The 19,232-nt window shown below is 46.0% G+C and carries 19 protein-coding genes; all 19 read left to right on the top strand.

From position 1 onward, the window contains the following. The first annotated feature begins 11 nt into the window (after positions 1-11). The 19 genes from OWN49_RS18825 (at position 12) to mazG (ending at position 19,231) form a co-directional block, all read left to right on the top strand. On the top strand, positions 12-1,337 hold the full coding sequence (locus tag OWN49_RS18825; protein ID WP_176283083.1) for a G5 and 3D domain-containing protein: 1,326 nt from the start codon (positions 12-14) through the stop codon (positions 1,335-1,337). A 134-nt stretch (positions 1,338-1,471) separates the two neighbouring features. Then, entirely contained in the window at positions 1,472-2,035 is a 564-nt protein-coding gene (gene rnmV, locus OWN49_RS18820; RefSeq protein WP_004264696.1) for a ribonuclease M5, read from the top strand. Continuing rightward, a complete protein-coding gene (gene rsmA / locus OWN49_RS18815) occupies positions 2,025-2,906 on the top strand; it encodes a 16S rRNA (adenine(1518)-N(6)/adenine(1519)-N(6))-dimethyltransferase RsmA (RefSeq protein ID WP_025854079.1) in 882 nt (293 codons plus the stop codon). Before rnmV ends, rsmA begins: the two co-directional genes overlap by 11 nt. Positions 2,907-3,078: 172 nt before the next feature. Next, a complete protein-coding gene (gene yabG, locus OWN49_RS18810) occupies positions 3,079-3,954 on the top strand; it encodes a sporulation peptidase YabG (protein ID WP_070081260.1) in 876 nt (291 codons plus the stop codon). A gap of 211 nt (positions 3,955-4,165) precedes the next feature. Then, positions 4,166-4,426, top strand: a complete 261-nt coding sequence (veg, locus tag OWN49_RS18805) for a biofilm formation stimulator Veg (RefSeq protein WP_003218330.1) — start codon at positions 4,166-4,168, stop codon at positions 4,424-4,426. A gap of 162 nt (positions 4,427-4,588) precedes the next feature. Continuing rightward, positions 4,589-4,777, top strand: coding sequence for a small, acid-soluble spore protein, alpha/beta type (locus OWN49_RS18800; protein WP_011996172.1), 189 nt, complete (start codon positions 4,589-4,591; stop codon positions 4,775-4,777). A 143-nt stretch (positions 4,778-4,920) separates the two neighbouring features. Beyond that, complete coding sequence (gene ispE, locus OWN49_RS18795; protein ID WP_004264668.1) at positions 4,921-5,790, top strand: 4-(cytidine 5'-diphospho)-2-C-methyl-D-erythritol kinase; 870 nt, start codon at positions 4,921-4,923, stop codon at positions 5,788-5,790. A 55-nt stretch (positions 5,791-5,845) separates the two neighbouring features. Then, on the top strand, positions 5,846-6,703 hold the full coding sequence (gene purR / locus OWN49_RS18790; protein ID WP_004264666.1) for a pur operon repressor: 858 nt from the start codon (positions 5,846-5,848) through the stop codon (positions 6,701-6,703). Beyond that, entirely contained in the window at positions 6,700-7,080 is a 381-nt protein-coding gene (ridA, locus tag OWN49_RS18785) for a 2-iminobutanoate/2-iminopropanoate deaminase (protein ID WP_176283084.1), read from the top strand. The genes purR and ridA overlap by 4 nt, the downstream gene beginning before the upstream one ends. 195 nt (positions 7,081-7,275) lie before the next feature. Then, entirely contained in the window at positions 7,276-7,569 is a 294-nt protein-coding gene (gene spoVG / locus OWN49_RS18780; RefSeq protein ID WP_004264660.1) for a septation regulator SpoVG, read from the top strand. Between the two features lie 191 nt (positions 7,570-7,760). Then, positions 7,761-9,131: a bifunctional UDP-N-acetylglucosamine diphosphorylase/glucosamine-1-phosphate N-acetyltransferase GlmU gene (gene glmU, locus OWN49_RS18775; protein ID WP_070081261.1), complete on the top strand. Its 1,371-nt coding sequence runs from the start codon at positions 7,761-7,763 to the stop codon at positions 9,129-9,131. Between the two features lie 21 nt (positions 9,132-9,152). Continuing rightward, a complete protein-coding gene (locus tag OWN49_RS18770; protein WP_004264656.1) occupies positions 9,153-10,106 on the top strand; it encodes a ribose-phosphate diphosphokinase in 954 nt (317 codons plus the stop codon). An 84-nt stretch (positions 10,107-10,190) separates the two neighbouring features. Beyond that, complete coding sequence (locus OWN49_RS18765; protein ID WP_004264654.1) at positions 10,191-10,799, top strand: 50S ribosomal protein L25/general stress protein Ctc; 609 nt, start codon at positions 10,191-10,193, stop codon at positions 10,797-10,799. 84 nt (positions 10,800-10,883) lie between these two features. After that, positions 10,884-11,450: an aminoacyl-tRNA hydrolase gene (gene pth / locus OWN49_RS18760; RefSeq protein WP_004264652.1), complete on the top strand. Its 567-nt coding sequence runs from the start codon at positions 10,884-10,886 to the stop codon at positions 11,448-11,450. A 61-nt stretch (positions 11,451-11,511) separates the two neighbouring features. Continuing rightward, positions 11,512-11,742 carry an anti-sigma-F factor Fin family protein gene (locus OWN49_RS18755; RefSeq protein WP_004264650.1) on the top strand — a complete coding sequence of 77 codons (231 nt, stop codon included), beginning with the start codon at positions 11,512-11,514 and terminating at the stop codon, positions 11,740-11,742. 69 nt (positions 11,743-11,811) lie between these two features. Continuing rightward, positions 11,812-15,345 carry a transcription-repair coupling factor gene (gene mfd, locus OWN49_RS18750; RefSeq protein WP_071392212.1) on the top strand — a complete coding sequence of 1,178 codons (3,534 nt, stop codon included), beginning with the start codon at positions 11,812-11,814 and terminating at the stop codon, positions 15,343-15,345. A 136-nt stretch (positions 15,346-15,481) separates the two neighbouring features. Continuing rightward, entirely contained in the window at positions 15,482-16,018 is a 537-nt protein-coding gene (spoVT, locus tag OWN49_RS18745; RefSeq protein WP_070081264.1) for a stage V sporulation protein T, read from the top strand. A gap of 167 nt (positions 16,019-16,185) precedes the next feature. Then, the gene (locus OWN49_RS18740) at positions 16,186-17,766 is read left to right on the top strand and encodes a putative polysaccharide biosynthesis protein (protein WP_176283085.1); all 1,581 of its coding nucleotides are present in this window, start codon (positions 16,186-16,188) and stop codon (positions 17,764-17,766) included. Continuing rightward, positions 17,756-19,231: a nucleoside triphosphate pyrophosphohydrolase gene (mazG, locus tag OWN49_RS18735; RefSeq protein ID WP_077721690.1), complete on the top strand. Its 1,476-nt coding sequence runs from the start codon at positions 17,756-17,758 to the stop codon at positions 19,229-19,231. The genes OWN49_RS18740 and mazG overlap by 11 nt, the downstream gene beginning before the upstream one ends. The last annotated feature ends 1 nt before the right edge of the window (position 19,232 follow it).

Raw genomic sequence — 19,232 nt, 5'->3', positions numbered from 1 at the left:
GTTTTTGCATAATGAGGGATACGCTGAAGGTTTTTCATCTTCGAGATGGGAGGGTTGACAGCATTTTAGATACTCTATATAATCTCTCCGAGGAGAAGGAGGCGTTTTTCATCACACAAAAAATGAAAAAACTGTTTTCCGTAAAGCTTGGTAAAAGCAAGGTTATTCTTATTGCAGCTATTATTCTGCTGGGCGGAACCGGGACTGCATACGGGGCACATGAGCTCTCAAAACAATCAGTTTCTGTTTCCATCAACGGCAAGAAAAAGCAAATACGCACTCATTCAAAAACGGTTGGGGAACTTCTGGAAGATTTACATATAGAGACGAGAAATGAAGACCGGATTACCCCGTCTAAGCAGACAGCATTGGCAGACAACATGAATGTCGTGTATGATGCTGCAAAGCAGATCCGTGTGACAAGAGGCGGAGAAGAAAAGACTTTATGGTCAACGGCAAAAACAGTCGGCGCATTTCTGAACGAACAGCATACACCTGTGAATCAGCACGATAAAATAGATCCAGCAGCAGATACGAAAGTGACAAACGGCATGAAAGTCACGGTCGACCCGGCTTTTCAGGTCACTGTAAATGATGCGGGAAAGAAAAAGAAAATATGGACGACTTCGACTACGGTCGCTGACTTTTTAACGCAGCATAAGATGGACATGAAAGACGAAGATAAAGTAAAACCGGCATTACACGAAAAGCTCACAAAAAATCAGGCCGGCATACAAATCACTCGTATCGAAAAAGTCACCGATGTAGTTGAGGAAAAAATAGCGTATCAAGTGAAAGAAAAAGAAGATGCGTCTCTCGACAGCGGGAAAGAAAAGATCGTTCAAAAAGGAAAAGAAGGCAAACTTAAAAAGCATTTTCATGTTGTCAAAGAAAACGGAAAAGAAGTATCAAGAAAGCTTGTCAAAAAAGAAACATCTGAAAAAAGCAAAGATCAGATCATTGCGGTCGGCACAAAGCGGCACAGTCCCAAGATTGAGCAGCTCAGTGCACCTGTGAAAGCATCTTCGGACGAAAACGGATCTTCCGGTAAAGTGATTACCGTGTCTTCCACGGCTTATACCGCAAGCTGCAGCGGCTGTTCCGGCCAAACGGCTACAGGCGTTAACCTGACAAGCAATCCGAATGCCAAAGTCATTGCGGTAGACCCAAGCGTCATCCCGCTCGGCACAAGAGTCCACGTAGACGGATACGGGGATGCCGTGGCCGCTGATACAGGCTCAGCCATTAAAGGAAGACGGATTGATGTCTTTTTCCCTGAAAAATCTTCAGCTTACCGATGGGGAAAGAAACAGGTCAAAATAAAAATCTTAAATTAATTCCGATTCACTCAGAGGGTTTTGCGCCCTCTGTTTTTTTCGTTATAATAGGTAAAGTGTATTTTCAGTATATTAGACGTGACATGCAAGCAAAGGTTTCGTTTTGGATATAAAAAGTTTTTTTGGAGGAAGTAATGAAAATTAAAGAAATTATTGTAGTCGAGGGACGCGATGACACTGCGCGCATAAAACTTGCCGTTGATGCGGATACGATCGAGACAAACGGTTCCGCAATCGGAGACGAAGTCATCAGACAGATTCGGCTGGCGCAGGAAACGAGAGGGGTCATCGTGCTGACAGACCCGGATTTTCCGGGGGAAAAGATCCGGAAAACCATTTCTGAAGCAGTACCCGGCTGTAAACACGCATTTCTGCCCAAACATCTTGCCAAACCGAAAAACAAGCGCGGCATTGGCGTTGAGCACGCATCCATTGAAAGCATCAGAGCATGTCTGGAAAATGTGCATGAAGAGATGGAGGCAAAGCCGAGTGAGATTTCAGCTGAAGATGTCATACAGGCCGGTCTGATCGGCGGACCGGCTGCCAAAAGACGCCGCGAACGATTGGGCGACCTGCTGAAGATCGGCTATACAAACGGCAAGCAGCTTCAAAAACGGCTGCAAATGTTTCAAATCAAAAGAAGTGATTTTATTGATGCGCTCGATGCTATGAGGCAGGAGGAACAGGATGAACAATAAAGATATCGCGACACCTATCAGAACGAAGGAAATTCTGAAAAAGTACGGTTTCTCTTTTAAAAAGAGTCTGGGACAGAATTTCTTAATTGATACAAATATATTGGACAGAATTGTGGACCATGCGGAAATTACGGATCGGACCGGAGTCATTGAAATCGGGCCCGGAATCGGCGCGCTGACAGAGCAGCTTGCCAAACGGGCGAAAAAGGTCGTCGCGTTTGAAATTGATCAGCGCCTGCTGCCCATTCTCAATGATACGCTGTCTCCATATGGCAATGTAACGATCATTCATCAAGATGTGCTGAAAGCAGACGTCAAATCCGTCATTGAAGAGCAGTTTCAGGATTGTGATGAAATTATGGTGACGGCGAATCTCCCATATTATGTGACGACGCCGATCATCATGAAGCTTTTGGAAGAACATCTTCCGTTAAAAGGAATTGTCGTGATGCTGCAAAAAGAGGTCGCTGAGCGGATGGCGGCTGATCCTTCCTCTAAGGAGTACGGATCGCTTTCCATTGCGGTTCAGTTCTATACGGAGGCCAAAACCGTCATGACCGTCCCGAAAACGGTGTTTGTGCCTCAGCCTAATGTCGATTCCGCCGTCATCCGTCTCTTGCTTCGTGACGGCCCGGCGGTTGACGTCGATAATGAACCGTTTTTCTTCCAGCTGATTAAAGCAAGCTTCGCACAGCGCCGGAAAACCTTGCTGAACAACCTTGTGAACAATCTTCCGGGCGGAAAAGAGAAAAAAGCTCAAATTGAAGAAGTTCTTCAAGAAACGAATATTGACGGAAAGCGGCGCGGTGAATCCCTGTCCATAGAAGAATTCGCGCTCTTGTCCAACGGATTGCATAAAGCCCTTTTCTAAGAGGGCTTTTTGTTTTGCGTCACCACTTGGACTGCCGCTACATAGGCTAGAGGAGAACCTTATTCATTCAACTGCAAGAAAAGCTTGAAACATCAAGCGCCGCAGCGGAAAGAGGTGCATTTGCCAAGACTTCTTTCATGATGAGGCTTAGTCTATTTGTGGAGTGGGTAACGTGCAATTTCAAATAGGAGATATGGTAGCCAGGAAATCCTATCAAATGGATGTTTTATTTCGCATTATCGGTATAGAGCAAACAAGCAACGGAAATTCAATTGCCATCCTGCATGGTGACGAAGTCAGATTGATTGCGGATGCTGATTTTTCTGATTTGGAGCCTGTGAGAAAAGACGAACAGGCCATGAGAAAGAAAAGAGATGAAAGCAGGATGAATGAATCTCTCGAGCTGCTCCGCCAGGATTATAAGCTGCTTCGGGAAAAACAGGAATATTATGCGACAAATCAATATCAGCATCAGGAGCACTACTTTCATATGCCCGGAAAGGTATTGCATCTGGACGGCGATGAGGCCTATTTGAAAAAGTGCCTGAACTTTTATGAAAAAATCGGTGTGCCGGTATACGGAATTCATTGCCATGAGAAAAAAATGCCGGCGTCAATTGACGAGCTGCTTGATAAATACAGGCCGGATATTTTAGTCATCACCGGCCATGATGCATATTCCAAGCATAAGGGAGACGTGAACGATTTAAGCGCCTACAGGCATTCCAAACACTTTGTCGAAACCGTTCAGAGAGCGAGGCGTAAAGTCCCTCATTTGGATCAGCTGGTCATATTCGCGGGGGCGTGCCAATCTCATTTTGAGTCTTTAATCAGAGCGGGCGCGAATTTCGCAAGTTCGCCGTCACGCGTCAATATTCATGCGCTTGACCCGGTATATATTGTCGCGAAAATCAGCTTCACTCCGTTTATGGAGCGGATCAATGTATGGGATGTCCTGAGAAATACGCTGACGAGAGAGAAAGGGCTGGGAGGAATTGAAACGAAGGGTGTGCTGCGTGTCGGTATGCCGTATAAATCAAATGGATGAGTGATAAAACCCGCATATATTTCGCTATGCGGGTTAATTATTTTACATATTGATACATAAATTTCCGGAACTTGTGAAAAATAACGCAGAAATCAATAGAATTTTGTCAAAATAATTTTGTTGACAATGACTTATTAACGTTGATATAATTTAAATTTTATTTGACAAAATTGGGCTCTTGTTGTACAATAAATGTAGTGAGGTGGATGCAATGGCGAAGACGTTGTCCGATATAAAAAGATCGCTTGATGGGAATTTAGGTAAACGGCTTACGTTAAAAGCAAACGGCGGCCGCCGAAAAACGATTGAGCGTTCGGGCATTTTAGCTGAGACGTACCCTTCTGTTTTTGTGATACAACTAGATCAAGACGAGAATTCGTTTGAAAGAGTTTCATACAGTTATGCTGATATTCTGACTGAGACTGTTGAATTGACATTCAATGACGATGCGGCAAGCTCAGTAGCATTTTAATGGGCAGTGAACCTTTTGTTTACTGCTTTTTGTTTTGCCTTCTAAAGCTCTTCTAATTATTCCCTCGAAAGTTTCAGCCGATTAAACGGAAGCTATAGGTGTCACATGTTTTATCGTGGCGTGCACGAATGGTGATCAATTCTATAAAAGGGGTTGTTTCGTTTGGGCAGACGTCGTGGAGTTATGTCAGATGAGTTCAAATATGAGCTGGCGAAGGACCTTGGTTTTTACGATACGGTGAAAAACGAGGGCTGGGGAGGCATTCGGGCGCGTGACGCCGGGAATATGGTAAAGCGCGCGATCGAGATTGCCGAACAGCAGATGGCGGCTCAGAACCAAAATAACCGATAATGCAGTGGCCCGGGGGACAATCCGTTCCCCGGTTTTTTCTATCGGCTGTCAAAACCGGCGTCAATTTCGGATAAGTACCTCCGGGTCTCCAAATGTGATACAATGTTCATACTTATGTTTAGATGGAGAAGTAGGTGAAAGCTATGCGTATTTTAGAAAAAGCGCCGGCCAAAATCAATCTGTCCCTCGATGTGACGAGTAAACGCCCGGATGGTTATCACGAAGTGGAGATGATCATGACGACAATTGATTTGGCAGATCGGATTGAACTGACAGAACTGCCCGAAAACGTTATCAGAGTGGCGTCGCATAATCGCTTTGTTCCGGATGATCAAAGGAATCTGGCTTATCAGGCAGCCAAACTGCTTAAAGAACGGTTTCAAGTCAAAAAAGGCGTTTCGATTATGATTACAAAGGTGATCCCTGTAGCGGCAGGGCTTGCCGGCGGAAGCAGCGATGCGGCAGCCACGCTCAGAGGGCTGAACAGGCTTTGGGATTTAAAGCTTTCTGTCGAAGAGCTTGCAGAGCTTGGAGCTGAAATCGGTTCAGACGTGTCCTTCTGTGTATACGGAGGCACTGCCCTGGCAACCGGACGCGGTGAGAAGATCAGGCACATCAGTGCTCCGCCTCATTGCTGGGTCATGCTCGCCAAACCGACGATCGGGGTATCGACTGCCGAAGTGTACCGCCGGCTGAACTTACAGCAGGTTCGGCATCCTGATGTGCAGGCGATGATTGACGCGATTGAAGAAAAAAGCTTCCAAAAGGTATGCGGACAATTAGGGAACGTATTGGAGTCGGTTACGCTCAGCCTCCATCCCGAGGTGGCGATGATTAAAAATCAAATGAAACGCTTCGGCGCTGATGCGGTGTTAATGAGCGGAAGCGGACCGACTGTATTCGGTTTGGTTCAATACGAATCTAAGGTGCAGCGGATTTATAACGGGTTAAGAGGTTTCTGTGATCAAGTGTACGCGGTGCGGATGATCGGCGAACAGAATGCTCTTGATTAAATCCGTATGTTAAGTTATATTATTTTTAAATTATTCGGATTTTGGGGGTAAGTTCATGAAGTTTCGTCGCAGCGGCAGATTGGTGGACTTAACAAATTATTTGTTAACCCATCCGCATGAATTAATACCGTTAACGTTTTTCTCAGAACGGTATCAATCAGCAAAGTCATCAATCAGTGAAGATTTAACGATTATTAAACAGACCTTTGAACAGCAAGGCATTGGGACGCTGCTTACAGTGCCGGGAGCTGCCGGAGGCGTCAAATACATTCCGAAAGTGAAACAGGCTGAAGCAGAAGCGTTTATACAGGAGCTGGGACAGTCTTTAGTAAATCCTGAGCGTATCCTTCCGGGCGGTTATGTATATTTAACGGATATCTTAGGAAAACCATCTGTCCTCTCTCATGTAGGCAGGCTTTTTGCTTCCGTTTTTGCGGAGCGGGAGATTGATGTGGTGATGACCGTTGCGACAAAAGGAATCCCTCTTGCTTACGCAGCGGCCAGTTATCTGAACGTTCCGGTTGTCATCGTGCGAAAGGACAATAAAGTGACTGAAGGCTCCACGGTGAGCATCAATTATGTATCAGGATCGTCTAACCGCATTCAAACAATGTCGCTTGCTAAAAGAAGTTTGGCTACGGGTTCGAACGTTTTGATTATTGACGACTTTATGAAAGCCGGCGGCACCATTAACGGCATGATCAGCCTGCTTGATGAGTTTAATGCAAACGTCGCGGGAATAGGCGTCTTGGTTGAAGCCGAGGGAGTGAATGAACGGCTTGTCGATGAATACATGTCACTGCTCACGCTTTCAACCATCAATATGAAAGACAAAACGATTGAGATTCAAAACGGCAATTTTCTGCGATTTTTTAAAGAACAGCATTTAAAGAATGGGGAGACAGAAAAATGACAAAAGCAATCCATACGAAACACGCGCCGGCAGCGATCGGGCCATATTCACAGGGAATCATCGTAAACAACATGTTTTACAGCTCAGGCCAGATTCCTCTTACTGCTGAAGGAGAAATGGTAAACGATGATATCACAGAACAAACGCATCAGGTGTTCAGCAATTTAAAAGCTGTGCTGAAAGAAGCAGGCGCTTCTCTCGAGACGGTTGTCAAAGCAACGGTATTTATTGCTGATATGGAGCAGTTTGCGGAAGTGAATGAAGTGTACGGACAATACTTTGATGTACATAAGCCGGCAAGGTCTTGTGTGGAAGTGGCGAGACTGCCGAAAGACGCTCTCGTGGAAATTGAAGTCATTGCGCTGGTGAAATCTTAAATCTCAGAAAAGTGGTTCCGGTCTCCGGGATCACTTTTTTTATGCAGTATATGATCCCCAAATATGGTTTATCACCTAATTGTGTATGTATATCCTATATTTTCAAAAAAACTTTTTGAAACGTGCAGGAATTTAAAAAGAATCGTGGAATTGTTAGACTAATGCTTTTATATAGGGAAAAGGTGGTGAACTACTGTGGAAGTTACTGACGTAAGATTACGCCGCGTGAATACCGATGGTCGCATGAGAGCGATTGCATCCATCACGCTGGATCACGAATTTGTCGTACATGATATTCGTGTGATTGATGGAAACAATGGTCTTTTCGTTGCGATGCCGAGTAAACGCACCCCTGATGGAGAATTCCGCGATATTGCTCATCCTATTAATTCCAGCACGCGGGGCAAGATCCAGGATGCTGTTTTAAATGAGTATCATCGTTTGGGTGATTCTGAAGCATTAGAATATGAAGAAGCCGGGGCTTCTTAAACATAACAAAATGTAAGGACTGCTGATAAAGGCTGACACAAGGCCTTTTCCGGCAGTCCTTTTTTAAATCTGATTTTTCAGTAATAAAGCGATTACATAGAAAATTCTTGCACTTTTTGATGTCTTCTTGAAATCAACAGCTATTTAGGATATATTTTTCTATGGATAAAAGGGATATTGGAGGCCATTAAATGGATAAGCGGTTTGCAGTGATTTTAGCTGCCGGAAAAGGAACGAGAATGAAATCGAAGCTTTATAAGGTCCTTCATCCGGTATGCGGAAAGCCTATGGTAGAGCACGTCGCAGACGAAGCTCTGAAATTATCTTTAGCGAAGCTTGTCACCATCGTAGGACACGGCGCCGAAGATGTGAAGAAGCAGCTCGGACAGAAAAGCGATTACGCTCTCCAAGCAGAACAGCTCGGTACGGCTCATGCGGTCAAGCAGGCAAAACCATTTCTTCACGGAGAAAAGGGTGTCACGATCGTTATTTGCGGCGATACACCGCTTCTGACGGCGGAGACGATGGAAGCCATGCTGAATGAACATACAGACAAAGGTGCAAAAGCCACGGTGTTAACGGCTGTTGCCGACGATCCCGCCGGATACGGAAGAATCATCCGCAGTGAAGACGGCGCCGTTCAAAAAATCGTGGAGCACAAGGATGCTTCGGAGCAAGAACGTCTTGTGAAAGAAATCAACACGGGAACGTACTGTTTTGATAACGAGGCTCTTTTTCGTGTCATCGAACAGGTTTCGAATGAAAATGCCCAAGGCGAGTATTATCTGCCGGATGTGATCGAAATCCTCAAAGACGAAGGCGAAACTGTTGCCGCTTACCAGACTGGTAACTTCCAAGAGACGCTCGGAGTGAATGATAGAGTCGCTCTTTCTCAGGCTGAAATGTATATGAAAGAGCGAATTAACAAACGGCATATGCAGAACGGAGTCACTTTAATCGATCCGATGAATACGTACATCTCACCTGACGCGCGTATCGGACAAGATACAGTTATTTATCCCGGAACTGTGTTAAAGGGACAAGCTGAAATCGGCGATGAATGTGTCATCGGCCCTCACACTGAGATAGAGGACAGTTCAATCGGCAGCCGCACTGTGATTAAACAATCCGTTGTCAACCGCAGCAAAGTTGGGAATGATGTAAATATCGGTCCTTTTGCTCACATCAGACCCGATTCCGCAATCGGCAATGAAGTGAAGATCGGAAACTTTGTTGAAATTAAGAAAACAAAATTCGGCGACCGAAGCAAAGCATCTCATTTAAGCTATATCGGTGATGCCGAAGTGGGCACGGATGTGAATCTGGGCTGCGGCTCCATCACGGTCAATTATGATGGGAAGAAAAAATATTTAACCAAGATTGAAGACGGCGCTTTTATAGGCTGCAACTCCAATCTGGTCGCACCTGTCACAGTGGGAGAAGGCGCGTACGTCGCTGCGGGTTCAACCGTAACTGAAGATGTGCCGGGCGAAGCGCTTGCCATTGCCAGAGCAAGACAAGTAAATAAAGAAGATTATGTGAAAAATATTCATAAAAAATAATCCTAAAATCGGAGGTTTACCATGTCTAACGAATACGGAGATAAGAATTTAAAGATTTTTTCTTTGAATTCAAATCCAGAACTTGCAAAAGAAATCGCGGATAATGTAGGGGTTCAATTAGGAAAGTGCTCTGTTACAAGATTCAGTGACGGAGAGGTCCAGATCAACATAGAAGAAAGTATTCGCGGCTGTGATTGCTATATCATTCAGTCTACAAGTGCGCCGGTTAATGAGCACATTATGGAATTGCTGATTATGGTTGACGCTCTAAAGCGCGCTTCCGCGAAAACAATCAACATTGTGATTCCGTACTACGGTTATGCGCGCCAGGACAGAAAAGCAAGATCACGTGAACCGATTACGGCAAAACTTTTTGCAAACCTGCTTGAAACAGCGGGTGCGACACGCGTGATTGCGCTTGATTTACACGCGCCGCAAATTCAAGGTTTCTTTGATATTCCGATTGACCACTTAATGGGTGTTCCGATTTTAGGCCATTACTTTGAAGGTAAAGACTTGAAAGATATCGTTATTGTTTCTCCTGACCACGGCGGTGTGACGCGCGCCCGCAAACTTGCGGACCGTCTGAAAGCGCCGATCGCGATTATCGACAAACGCCGTCCTAGACCGAATGAGGTGGAAGTGATGAACATCGTCGGTAACGTGGAAGGAAAAACAGCGATTCTGATCGATGATATTATTGATACGGCCGGCACAATCACACTTGCCGCTAACGCGCTGGTTGAAAACGGAGCTGCAGAAGTGTATGCATGCTGTACGCACCCTGTATTGTCAGGCCCTGCCGTTGAGCGGATCAATAACTCTAAAATCAAGGAGCTTGTCGTAACGAACAGCATTAAGCTTCCTGATGAGAAAAAAATCGACCGCTTTAAGCAGCTTTCTGTCGGACCGCTTCTGGCTGAAGCGATTATCCGCGTTCACGAGAAACAATCTGTCAGCTATTTATTCAGCTAAACCGAAACTTTAAGGTTTAAATCCCAGTTATTGTGGGTATTGTTCTAATAGGACGATAAAACGATAATTAGGATGGTGCTGAATATGGCAACTTTAAAAGCAAATGAAAGAACAGATTTTAAACGTTCGACGCTTCGGAAAATCCGTCATTCAGGACATGTTCCAGGGATTATATACGGTAAAGAAATAACGAATACGCCTGTCTCTTTAGACAGTGTCGAATTGCTTAAAACATTACGGGACGAAGGAAAAAACACGATTATCACAATTGATGTCAACGGAAATCAGCAATCGGTTATGGTGACTGATCTTCAGACAGACCCGCTCAAAAACGAATTGACGCACGCCGATTTTCAAGTCGTGAATATGAGTGAGGAGCTGGAGGCCGAGGTGCCGATTCAGCTGACGGGAGAGGCGAAAGGAGTCAAAGACGGAGGCGTTATCCAGCAGCCGCTGCATGAGCTTTCGATCAAGGCTAAGCCGAAGGACATCCCTCAGACAATCAATGTTGATATTTCCGGGCTTGAAATGAATGATGTGCTGACCATCGCAGATCTGACTGCTGACGGCAATTATACATTTACAAACGACCCGGAAGAAGTCGTGGCTTCCATCCTTCCTCCTAAGCAGGAAGCATTCGAAGAAGATGCAGAACCGTCTCCTGAGGAAGAGCCCGAAGGAGAAAATCAATAAGCGCTTTAAGACGTAACCCGCCCGAGGTTACGTCTTTTGTGCTAGAATGAGAAGAATTACAGCGATGTTGAGGGAGGATTTACGATGCTTGTGATTGCCGGTCTCGGTAACCCGGGAAAAACCTATGAGAACACGAGACATAATGTCGGCTTTATGGCCATTGACGAGCTTTCTAAAGAATGGAATATTGAACTGAATAAAACGAAATTCAACGGACTTTACGGAATGGGGTTTGTTTCCGGAAAAAAAGTTCTACTTGTTAAACCGCTTACATATATGAATTTATCAGGGGAATGTTTGCGGCCGCTGCTGGATTATTATGATGCCGATCATGAAGATCTGAAAGTCATATACGATGACCTTGATCTTCCGACGGGAAAAATCAGGCTCCGGACGAAGGGGAGCGCAGGCGGACATAACGGGATTAAATCGCTTATACAGCACCTCGGAACCCCTGAATTTGACCGGGTCAGAATCGGAATCGGCCGCCCCGTCAACGGAATGAAAGTCGTTGACTATGTACTGGGAGCTTTTACGAAGGAAGAAGCGCCGCATATCAACGATGCCGTCTCAAAAACCGTAAAAGCCTGCGAAGCTTCCTTAACGAAACCATTTTTAGAAGTCATGAACGAATTTAATGCAAATGTATAAGATAAATAATGGGAGACCATACTAGGGAAAAATGATTTTTTCACATCAGGAGGTCCAACGTATGGCTTTGCATTATTTCTGCCGCCACTGCGGCTTTAAGGTAGGGAGCCTGGAATATTCGACGGTGCCGACACAGTCACTTGGATTTCAGCACTTAACAAATGAGGAAAGAAACGATATGATTTCATATAAAGACAATGGAGATGTCCATGTTCTTACAATTTGTGAAGACTGCCAAGAGGCGCTGGAACGCAATCCGCACTACCATGAACACAACACATTTATTCAATAAGAAGCTTTGGTGTAGATTCTAGACCAAAGCGTTTTTCTGTTCTTGCAGAAAATAGAGAGGAGGGCCCATATGGACAACATTCAAACCTTTATTAAAGAAAGCGATGATTTTAAATCCATTGTCAACGGTTTACATGAGGGGCTGAAGGAACAGCTGCTTGCGGGTCTGTCAGGTTCCGCGCGTTCTGTTTTTACCTCCGCCCTTGCACAGGAAACGAAAAGGCCGATTTTCTTTATCACCCATAATTTATATCAGGCCCAAAAAGTGACGGAAGATCTGACGGCGCTTCTCGGGGATCAATCTGTTTTTTTATACCCCGTGAATGAATTGATTTCTTCAGAAATTGCGGTAGCCAGTCCTGAACTGCGCGCTCAGCGGCTTGATGTCATTAATAGATTAACAAACGGAGAAGCGCCGGTCGTTGTGGCGCCCGTTGCGGCAGTGAGAAGAATGCTTCCGCCGAAGGAGCTGTGGAAAAGCAGCCAGCTCGTCATTTCACTCGGAGACGATATAGAACCGGATCAGCTGTCCGCGCGCCTTGTAGAGGTGGGGTATGAGCGTTCCGATATGGTTTCTGCACCCGGTGAATTCAGTATTCGCGGCGGAATTATCGACATTTATCCGCTGACGTCGGAGCATCCGGTGCGAATTGAACTGTTTGATACGGAGGTCGATTCCATCAGAAGCTTCAATTCTGATGACCAGAGATCAATTGAGACGCTCAAACATGTGGCGATCGGACCGGCGAAGGAATTGATCATCAGGGCGGAAGAAAAAGCCCGGGCAATGGAAAGGCTCGATAAAGGGCTTGCCGACAGTCTGAAAAAGCTGAAGCAGGACAAACAAAAGGAAATGCTTCATATCAATATCTCACATGATAAAGAACGGTTATCAACGGGACAGACTGATCAGGAACTTGTGAAGTATCTCTCGTACTTTTACGAAAAGCCTGCTAGTTTGCTAGATTATACACCGGCAGACACGTTGTTATTGTTAGACGAGGTCAGCCGCATTCATGAAATGGAGGATCAGCTGCAAAAAGAAGAGGCCGAATTTACGACAAGTCTACTCGAGGAAGGGAAAATTCTGCATGACATTCATTTATCCTTCAGCTTTCAGGAGCTTATGAGCGAAAAGCGGCGCCCGGCTATTTATTATTCATTATTTTTGCGTCATGTCCAGCATACAAGCCCTCAGAATATCGTGAATGTGACAAGCCGGCAGATGCAGAGTTTTCACGGGCAGATGAATGTGCTCGCAGGTGAAATGGAGCGCTTCAAGAAATCAAACTTCACCGTCGTCTTTTTAGGCGCAAATAAGGACAGAACCGACAGATTGGCATCCGTGCTGGCTGATTACGAAATTGAAGCCGCAAAAACGGACAGCTCCAAAGCGCTTGTGCAAGGACAGGTCTATGTCATGGAAGGCGAGCTGCAATCCGGTTTTGAACTGCCGCTGATGAAGCTGGCCGTCATTACGGAGGAAGAGCTGTTCAAAAACCGAATTAAGAAAAAGCCGAGAAAGCAGAAGCTGACAAATGCCGAACGGATCAAAAGCTATTCCGAGCTTCAGGTCGGTGACTATGTCGTCCACGTCAACCACGGGATCGGTAAGTATTTGGGGATCGAAACACTAGAAATCAAAGGCATTCATAAAGATTACCTCAACATTCATTATCAGGGCAGCGATAAGCTGTACGTCCCTGTAGAACAAATCGATCAGGTGCAGAAGTACGTCGGCTCTGAAGGAAAAGAACCGAAGCTTTATAAACTGGGCGGCAGTGAATGGAAACGGGTGAAGAAAAAAGTTGAAAACTCCGTTCAGGATATTGCCGATGATCTGATTAAGCTTTATGCGGAACGGGAAGCAAGCAAAGGCTATGCGTTCTCGCCCGATCATGAAATGCAGCGGCAGTTCGAATCTGCTTTCCCTTATCAGGAAACAGAGGACCAGCTCCGTTCCATTCAGGAGATTAAAAAGGATATGGAAAGAGAGCGCCCGATGGACCGTTTGCTTTGCGGTGATGTGGGATACGGGAAGACGGAGGTAGCCATCCGAGCGGCCTTTAAAGCGATCGCAGACGGAAAGCAGGTCGCGCTTCTTGTGCCGACGACAATACTCGCGCAGCAGCATTATGAAACCATTATGGAGCGTTTTCAGGACTATCCGATTAACATCGGTCTTCTCAGCCGATTCAGAACGAGAAAAGAATCCAATGAAACGATTAAAGGCCTGAAAAACGGAACGGTAGACATCGTAATCGGAACCCACAGGCTCTTGTCTAAAGACGTCGTCTATAAAGATCTCGGCTTGCTCATCATTGATGAAGAGCAGCGCTTCGGCGTAACGCATAAGGAAAAAATCAAACAGATCAAAGCCAATGTCGATGTACTGACTCTTACAGCGACGCCGATTCCGCGTACGCTTCATATGTCCATGCTCGGTGTGCGGGATTTATCCGTTATTGAAACGCCGCCGGAAAACCGTTTCCCTGTTCAGACATATGTCGTGGAATACAACGGCGCGCTTGTACGAGAAGCTATCGAAAGAGAACTGGCGCGCGGAGGACAGGTATATTTCTTGTACAACCGCGTGGATGACATCGAGCGGAAGGCTGATGAAATTTCCATGCTTGTTCCCGATGCGAAAGTGGCATATGCCCACGGAAAAATGACTGAAAATGAATTGGAAAGCGTCATGCTCAATTTTCTGGAAGGGGAATCAGACGTCCTTGTCAGCACGACTATTATTGAGACAGGCGTAGATATACCAAATGTCAATACCTTGATTGTGTTCGACGGAGACAAAATGGGGCTGTCTCAGCTGTATCAGCTGAGAGGACGGGTCGGCCGTTCCAACCGCGTCGCTTACGCGTATTTTACGTACCGCAGAGACAAAGTGCTTACTGAGGTGGCGGAAAAACGGCTGCAGGCGATTAAAGAATTTACCGAGCTGGGATCAGGCTTTAAAATTGCCATGCGTGACTTGACGATCAGGGGAGCGGGGAACCTTCTCGGCGCCCAGCAGCACGGCTTTATCGACTCAGTCGGTTTTGACCTGTACTCGCAAATGCTCAAGGAAGCGATTGAAGAGCGGAAAGGCGATATTCCGAAAAGCGAACAGTTTGAGACAGAAATCGATATCGAGCTTGACGCGTATATTCCCGAAAACTATATACAAGACGGCAAGCAAAAAATCGACATGTATAAACGCTTCAGGTCAATCGCCACAATTGAGGAGAAAAATGAGCTCCAAGATGAAATCATTGACAGGTTCGGCAGCTACCCTAAAGAAGTTGAATGGCTGTTTACGGTTGCTGAGATGAAGGTATACGGAAAATATGAACGCGTCGAACTCATCAAGCAGGATAAAGACGCGATCAGATTTACCATTTCTGAAGAGGCCAGCGCACAGATTGACGGCCAGAAATTATTCGAACTCGGCAATAAATACGGCCGGCAGATCGGACTGGGAATGGAAGGGAAAAAGCTGAAAATCTCAGTACAGACGAAAGGCCGCAAAACGGAAGAGTGGCTGGAGACCGTTCTCGGCATGCTGAAAGGACTTCAGAATGTGAAGAAAGAAACAATCGCATCTTCATAAAAATTGTTACTCTCTGGTGTATATTACATTTGATGTGACGGATACTAATTTCAAGCGAGTGGCGGAAGCTACATAAAGTAAAGAGCTTTAGTACTTTCCCTTAAATATCATCACATGAAAGAGAGGCACCAGAGAGATGAAAGCTACAGGTATCGTACGTCGTATTGATGATCTAGGACGGGTCGTCATTCCTAAAGAAATTCGGAGAACACTGCGGATCAGGGAAGGAGACCCGCTTGAAATATTCGTTGACCGCGACGGAGAAGTTATATTGAAAAAATATTCTCCTATCAGTGAGCTTGGCGATTTTGCGAAAGAATATGCAGATGCATTGTATGACAGTCTCGGCCATTCCGTCTTGATTTGCGACCGTGACGCGTATATTGCCGTTTCGGGCAGTTCGAAAAAAGAATTTCTGAATAAAGCCATCAGCGATTTGCTCGAAAAAACGATGGATCAGCGCAGCTCAGTGGTAGAAAACGACGTGAAGTCCGCGCAGCTTGTGAATGACGTTGATGAAGATATGAGCTCCTATACAATCGCTCCGATCGTGGCAAATGGCGATCCTATCGGGGCCGTGGTCATCTTTTCCAAGGAACAGGCGCTTGGAGAGGTAGAACATAAAGCGGTAGAAACGGCAGCCAGTTTTTTGGCGAGGCAGATGGAGCAGTAGGTCTTATTACCATTATTGAAATAAGAAACGGGGAAAGAACAGCTCTTATACAAGTGCTGTTCTTTTTCATATTCATATGTGCTCTCTATCGGTTCGGCCGTTAGGATTGTGATATAATAAGCTCGTTTTATAGACGTAATTTTCTAGCGGCTGGAAGGAGCTTTTGGATGAACGATTCAGTTGGCGCCAAGCGGCAATCGGCATGGAAAGGTGCTTTTGTGCTCGTCGTTGCGGGCATCGTGACGAAGATATTAAGCGCCGTGTACAGGGTTCCTTTTCAGAATATTGTCGGTGACGTCGGATTTTACATTTATCAGCAGGTGTATCCGTTTTTAGGGATCGCGGTCATGCTGTCAACATCCGGTTTTCCGGTGATCATCTCAAAATTAATGAACGATTATAGCGATCATAAACAAAAAATAATGAAAATTTCCGCCCTTTATGTCACGGCGGCCGGACTTGTTCTGTTTGCGCTCATGTATGCCGGCGCGGCGCCGTTGGCCGGTTTTATGGGTGACGCCCGCCTTGTGATGCTGATAAGGGTCGCGGCGTTCGCTTTCATACTGTTTCCGTTTACGGCGGTTATCCGGGGGTATTTCCAAGGCGTGCATGATATGATGCCGTCAGCCTTATCCCAGATTACGGAACAGTTTCTTCGGGTGGCGGTGCTTCTCGGTTTATCCTTCTGGCTTTTGAAAAGCGGCCGTTCATTATACGCGGCGGGTGCGGGGGCGGTCTCGGGATCAATAGCCGGGAGCTTTGCGGCCCTTTGTGTATTGGCTGTTTTCTGGTATAAGCGGGAAGAAACAAAGAAAGACGGCGGACATATCAAAACGGCCGTCATTGTAAAAAAGCTGCTGCTTTATTCAGTCACCATCTGTATCAGCAGTGTACTCATGCTTTTGATTCAGCTTGTAGACGCCTTGAACTTATATTCACTGCTTTCAGACGGGACGGAGAGCCATGCCGCGAAACAGCTGAAAGGCATATATGACCGCGGACAGCCGCTCCTTCAGCTGGGAACCGTGTTTGCCGTCAGTATCGCCGCATCTCTTGTTCCTTCCATTTCAAAAGCGGTGCATGGGAACAAGCCGTTTATCATAAAAGAGAAAGCGACATCAGCCGTCAAGCTCTGCCTTGCGGTAGGGATCGGCGCATCGGCCGGGCTTTTTTGCATTTTAGAACCGGTGAATATCATGCTTTTCCAAAACAGTGAGGGGACGCAGACCTTACAAATATTCAGCTTATCTATCTTTTTTGCCTCAATTGCGCTTACGGCAGCCGCGATTCTGCAAGGAGCGGGACATACGGTTTTCCCCGCCGTATCCGTTTTGGCGGGAGGGGCGCTGAAATGGGTGCTGAATGTTTGGCTGGTCCCCGGCTGGGGTATTACAGGAGCGGCACTGGCGACCGTCTTGGCATTTGCCGCAGTTGCGTGCCTGAATCTCCGGAGAATTTGGTCGAAGGGATGGCTGACGAATATCGGAGGCGTGATTGCCCGTCTGTGCTGGTGCAGTCTGCTGATGGTCTTCTTTTTGCTCGTATATATGAAGCTTTGGCAGTTATTTGTTCCTGTCAGCAGGGTCGGAGCTGTATGTGAGAGTCTGTCTGCGTCAATCATCGGAGGGCTATTGTTTATTTATTGTATGATAAGAATGAAGATTTTCACGGACGAAGAGCTGAGCGGCCTTCCTTTTGGCAGTGCTTTAAGCAAATTGAAAAAGAGGAGAGAAAAACATGGCAGGTAATATTACGGTCGTCGGCCTCGGCGCCGGAGACATGGATCAGTTGACAGTGGGCGTACATAAGCTGCTGACTCAGGCGAAGCATTTATATATAAGAACGAAAGACCACCCTTTGATTTCGGAATTAGAGCAAGAGACGGAAGCGGACATCCGGTATTTTGATGATATTTATGAAAAACATGATCAGTTTGAAGCAGTCTATGAAGAGATCACGGACATTCTGTTTGAAAAAGCGAAGCAAGAAGATGTCGTCTACGCTGTACCCGGGCATCCGTTTGTCGCTGAGAAAACCGTTCAGCTGTTATTTGAACGCCGGGAAGAACAACAGATAGCTGTTCATACTGCCGGAGGGCAAAGCTTTCTGGATGCCACTTTTAATGCATTGCGAATTGATCCGATTGAAGGGTTTCAATTTACGGATGCGCAAACAATGACGCCGGATGAGCTCGAACTCCGCCATCACCTGATCATCTGCCAGGTTTATGACCAAATGACGGCCTCTGAGGTGAAGCTGACGCTCATGGAGAAATTGCCTGACGACTATGAAGTGGTCATCGTTACGGCAGCCGGGAGCCAGGGAGAAAAGATGACCAAGGTGCCTTTGTTTGAACTTGACCGCAATGTAGAAATAAATAACTTAACAAGCGTGTATGTTCCGCCGATTAAAAAAGAAGAACTCCTTTACCAGGAATTTTCTGCATTCCGAAGTATTATTCGCGAGCTTCGCGGGCCGAACGGCTGTCCGTGGGATCAAAAGCAGACACACCAGTCATTAAAGAAATATATGATTGAGGAATGCTACGAACTGCTTGAGGCCATTGACGAAGAGGACACGGATCACATGATAGAAGAACTCGGGGACGTCATGCTTCAGGTTATGCTGCACGCCCAGATCGGAGAAGACGAGGGGTATTTCTCAATTGATGATGTCATCAGAGACATCAGTGCGAAGATGGTCAGACGGCACCCGCATGTGTTTAAGGATGTTAAGGTTCAGGATGAACATGATGTCGTCGCCAACTGGGAAGAAATCAAAAAGGCGGAAAAGCAAACAACATCCTCTTCATTGCTGGATGCCGTACCGAAAACCCTGCCTTCTCTTGCGAAAGCCGCCAAGCTTCAGAAAAAAGCCGCAAAAACCGGCTTTGACTGGGATAACGTTCAGGACATATGGGATAAAGTAAATGAAGAGCTGAAGGAATTTTCTGCAGAGGCTTCCGCCGAATCAGCAGATGAAATCAGCTTAAAAGCTGAATTCGGCGATGTTTTATTTGCATTGGTCAATATCGGCCGATACTATAAAATTGAGCCTGAGGAAGCGCTCGCCATGACAAATGACAAATTCCGCAGACGCTTTGCTTATATTGAGAAAGAAGCGGCAGCAAAGGGCCTTGAATTGACCGCAATGTCACTTGAGGAAATGGACAAATTGTGGGATGAAGCAAAAGAAATGGAGAGGAGATTCTGAT

The sequence above is a fragment of the Bacillus sp. NEAU-242-2 genome (assembly GCF_027853835.1).
Classification (GTDB): domain Bacteria; phylum Bacillota; class Bacilli; order Bacillales; family Bacillaceae; genus Bacillus; species Bacillus velezensis.
Note: the sequence above shows the minus strand (reverse complement) of the source record. Positions and strands in the feature narration are given on the sequence as shown.

Bases quoted from the DNA above. Each gene is read 5' to 3' on its own strand.
- OWN49_RS18825 (WP_176283083.1), top strand. From the start codon at position 12: ATGAGGGATACGCTGAAGGTTTTTCATCTTCGAGATGGGAGGGTTGAC.
- rnmV (WP_004264696.1), top strand. From the start codon at position 1,472: ATGAAAATTAAAGAAATTATTGTAGTCGAGGGACGCGATGACACTGCG.
- rsmA (WP_025854079.1), top strand. From the start codon at position 2,025: ATGAACAATAAAGATATCGCGACACCTATCAGAACGAAGGAAATTCTG.
- veg (WP_003218330.1), top strand. From the start codon at position 4,166: ATGGCGAAGACGTTGTCCGATATAAAAAGATCGCTTGATGGGAATTTA.
- ispE (WP_004264668.1), top strand. From the start codon at position 4,921: ATGCGTATTTTAGAAAAAGCGCCGGCCAAAATCAATCTGTCCCTCGAT.
- purR (WP_004264666.1), top strand. From the start codon at position 5,846: ATGAAGTTTCGTCGCAGCGGCAGATTGGTGGACTTAACAAATTATTTG.
- ridA (WP_176283084.1), top strand. From the start codon at position 6,700: ATGACAAAAGCAATCCATACGAAACACGCGCCGGCAGCGATCGGGCCA.
- glmU (WP_070081261.1), top strand. From the start codon at position 7,761: ATGGATAAGCGGTTTGCAGTGATTTTAGCTGCCGGAAAAGGAACGAGA.
- OWN49_RS18770 (WP_004264656.1), top strand. From the start codon at position 9,153: ATGTCTAACGAATACGGAGATAAGAATTTAAAGATTTTTTCTTTGAAT.
- OWN49_RS18765 (WP_004264654.1), top strand. From the start codon at position 10,191: ATGGCAACTTTAAAAGCAAATGAAAGAACAGATTTTAAACGTTCGACG.
- pth (WP_004264652.1), top strand. From the start codon at position 10,884: ATGCTTGTGATTGCCGGTCTCGGTAACCCGGGAAAAACCTATGAGAAC.
- OWN49_RS18755 (WP_004264650.1), top strand. From the start codon at position 11,512: ATGGCTTTGCATTATTTCTGCCGCCACTGCGGCTTTAAGGTAGGGAGC.
- mfd (WP_071392212.1), top strand. From the start codon at position 11,812: ATGGACAACATTCAAACCTTTATTAAAGAAAGCGATGATTTTAAATCC.
- spoVT (WP_070081264.1), top strand. From the start codon at position 15,482: ATGAAAGCTACAGGTATCGTACGTCGTATTGATGATCTAGGACGGGTC.
- OWN49_RS18740 (WP_176283085.1), top strand. From the start codon at position 16,186: ATGAACGATTCAGTTGGCGCCAAGCGGCAATCGGCATGGAAAGGTGCT.
- mazG (WP_077721690.1), top strand. From the start codon at position 17,756: ATGGCAGGTAATATTACGGTCGTCGGCCTCGGCGCCGGAGACATGGAT.